The 2655-nt window shown below is 69.3% G+C and carries 4 protein-coding genes; 2 read left to right on the top strand and 2 right to left on the bottom strand.

Annotation, left to right across the window (positions count from 1 at the left end; all coding sequences use genetic code 11):
* Positions 1-14 precede the first annotated feature (14 nt).
* Positions 15-752 carry an endonuclease III gene (gene nth, locus VIM26_RS26225; RefSeq protein WP_331956276.1) on the bottom strand — a complete coding sequence of 246 codons (738 nt, stop codon included), beginning with the start codon at positions 750-752 and terminating at the stop codon, positions 15-17.
* 145 nt (positions 753-897) lie between these two features.
* Between nth and VIM26_RS26220 the strand changes: the two genes are divergently transcribed.
* Both VIM26_RS26220 and VIM26_RS26215 read left to right on the top strand, forming a co-directional pair.
* Positions 898-1323 (top strand): hypothetical protein, encoded by a 426-nt coding sequence (locus tag VIM26_RS26220; protein ID WP_331956275.1) that lies wholly within the window; start codon positions 898-900, stop codon positions 1321-1323.
* Between the two features lie 54 nt (positions 1324-1377).
* The gene (locus VIM26_RS26215; protein WP_331956274.1) at positions 1378-2055 is read left to right on the top strand and encodes a Crp/Fnr family transcriptional regulator; all 678 of its coding nucleotides are present in this window, start codon (positions 1378-1380) and stop codon (positions 2053-2055) included.
* A gap of 114 nt (positions 2056-2169) precedes the next feature.
* Here the strand turns inward: VIM26_RS26215 and VIM26_RS26210 are convergent.
* Positions 2170-2655 (bottom strand): endonuclease domain-containing protein (locus VIM26_RS26210; RefSeq protein ID WP_414696591.1); only part of this gene is annotated, 486 nt, incomplete at its 5' end.

Here is a 2655-nt window from a genome sequence, read left to right as displayed (position 1 = left end):
TTTCTGGGCGAGCCTCAGCCCTTGACGAGCGCCGCCGCACGGGCCGGATCGATCTCGCCGATCCCGAAGGACGGGCAGAGACTGGCGATCGGGCACGCACCGCACGCGGGTTTGCGTGCGAAGCAGGTGCGCCGGCCGTGGAAGATCAGCCGGTGCGAGAGCATCGTCCACTCGCGGCGCTCGACGAGCAGCGCGACGTCCTTCTCGACCTTGACCGGGTCGTCCTCGCCGGTCCAGCCGAGCCGGCGCGCGAGGCGGCCGAAGTGCGTGTCGACCGTCAGGCCGGGGACCCCGAAGGCGTTGCCGAGCACGACGTTCGCCGTCTTGCGTCCGACGCCGGGCAGGGTCACGAGGTCGGCGAGCCGGCCCGGCACCTCGCCGTCGAACCGCTCGACCAGTGCGCGACCGATACCCATCAGGGACTCGGACTTGGCGCGGAAGAACCCGGTGGACCGGATGAGCTCCTCGAGCTCGGCGCGGTCCGCCGCCGCGTAGGCCCACGCGTCGGGGTAGCGCGCGAACAGCGCCGGCGTGACCATGTTGATCCGCACGTCGGTGCTTTGCGCCGAGAGCACCGTCGCGACGAGCAGCTCAAGCGGGGTGGCGAAGTCCAGCTCGCAGTGCGCGTCGGGGTACCGCTCCGCGAGCAACCGGTTGATTCGCCGGGCCCGGCGCACCAGGCCGAGCTGCGTCTGGGTCCGGGGCCCGGACGAGCGCGGCTCCGGGCTCGACGCGGGAGAAGTTGGGGTCACGGCGGCAGCCTAGTCGCGCTGGTCCCGACGGGTGATCACGATCACCACACGCTCAAGTCTGCGCACCTGGGGACCGAAACATTGAGTGGGGCTGGCACCAACCCAACCCCCTGCCCTCGACCCAGTCGACATCCCTAGGAGTGCGGTGAGCAGCACGGCGCGCACGGATTCCGTCGCCCTTTACGACCTTCGACGCTCGCGCACCGCACTGCGTGCCGAGAGCGCCCGGGTCGAGCACTGGCGGCGACTGCTGCGGGCCCGCATCGACCTCACGATCGCCACCGCGGCCCTGCCCGGGCGGCTCGGCGAGAACGCGGGTGGCACGTTGCCGCCCGCCTCGATGCGGGACCTGCGGGACCACCTCGAGCTGGTGACCGCCCTCCAGGACAGCGGGGCTCCGCCCGAGCTCGGCTCCCTCGGCGCCCTGCGTGAGCTCGACCACCGCCTCGCAAGCTACGAGGCAACGGTCAGCGAAGCCCTCGGCGGAGCCACCGACGAGCTCATCCGGCGCCTTGCCATGGACCCCTCCGCGAGCCTGCACGGCCTGCTCGAAATCCTGGACCCGCGCTGATGGGGCAGACTGTGACCCGGAAGTGACAGATGTACAACCGGTAAGGGTGGATGCGTGGACGACGACGTTGTGCTGTCGGCACCTCTGTTCGCGAACATGGATCGAGAGCAGACGCGGGCGCTCGAAGCGTCATTGACGCCGCTCGAGTTCGCACGGGGCGAGGTGCTGTTCCATGAGGGAGAGCGCGGAGACCGGCTCTATGTGATCGAACGAGGCAAGGTCAAGCTCGGCCGGAGGTCGAACGACGGGCGTGAGAACCTGCTCGCCGTCCTCGGACCGGGAGAGATGTTCGGCGAGCTCTCGCTGTTCGACCCGGGTCCGCGCACCGCGACGGCCACCGTGGTCGCGGACGCGAAGGTCCAGGAGCTCGGACATGCGGAGCTGATCGTCTGGCTGCAGACGAACCCCGCCGTCGCGAAGCATCTGCTGGAGTCCCTCGCCCGCCGGCTTCGCCGGACGAACGAGGCGCTGGCCGACCTGGTCTTCTCCGATGTGCCGGGCCGCGTCGCCAAGGCGCTGCTGGACCTGTCGACCCGGTTCGGCGAGCCGGTCGACGACGGGCTGCGGGTCACCCACGACCTCACCCAGGAAGAGCTGGCGCAGCTGGTCGGCGCCAGCCGGGAGACGGTCAACAAGGCCCTCGCCGACTTCGCCGCCCGAGGCTGGGTCCGCCGCGAAGGCCGCGCCGTGGTCCTCCTCGACGTAGACCGCCTAGAACGCCGAGCCCGCTAACTAGCCCCAGCCTCCCCTCCCCCCTCCGGCAAAGACCCTCCGCCGAACTCGGAGGTAAACGTCGAACTCGGACACTGCAATGTGCGAGTTCGACGTAAGGCTCCGAGTTCGCGGTCAGAGTCCGCGCTTGAGGAGGTGGGTACGGATTCGGGTTGCGAGGGTTTCTAAGCTGTTGAGGTCTGGCCAGGTGAATCTGAGGACCTTCCAGCCTGCCTCTTCCAGGGCATCCTGTCGTCGCTTCTCGGCGAAGAGCGCCTCGGCCGCCGTGCCGGCGTTGGGGTTGGCGTACTTCACGAAGCCATCGAACTCGATCGCCAGCATGAAGCGGGACCAGCCGAGGTCAAGCCGGAAGGTGCCCGACGGCGTCGTGACGTCGATCTGCAGCTCAGGCTCCGGAAGGCCGGCGCGAAGGATCGCGAGGCGGACCAAGGTCTCCCCGGGCGACTCGGCCCGCGCGTCCGTGTCAAGGGCCATGGGGATCTGCCCAGAGGCGGTCTTAAACCCTGCCCAGTGACGGTCACGAAAACTGCCCGGTGATGGCCATGAGATCTGCCCACTGCTGACCATCACCGGCCGGCTCGTCAGCTCAACGGACTCACC

It is taken from the genome of Pengzhenrongella sp. (assembly GCF_036565025.1).
GTDB lineage: Bacteria > Actinomycetota > Actinomycetes > Actinomycetales > Cellulomonadaceae > Pengzhenrongella.
This window is presented reverse-complemented; position numbering and strand designations above follow the sequence as displayed.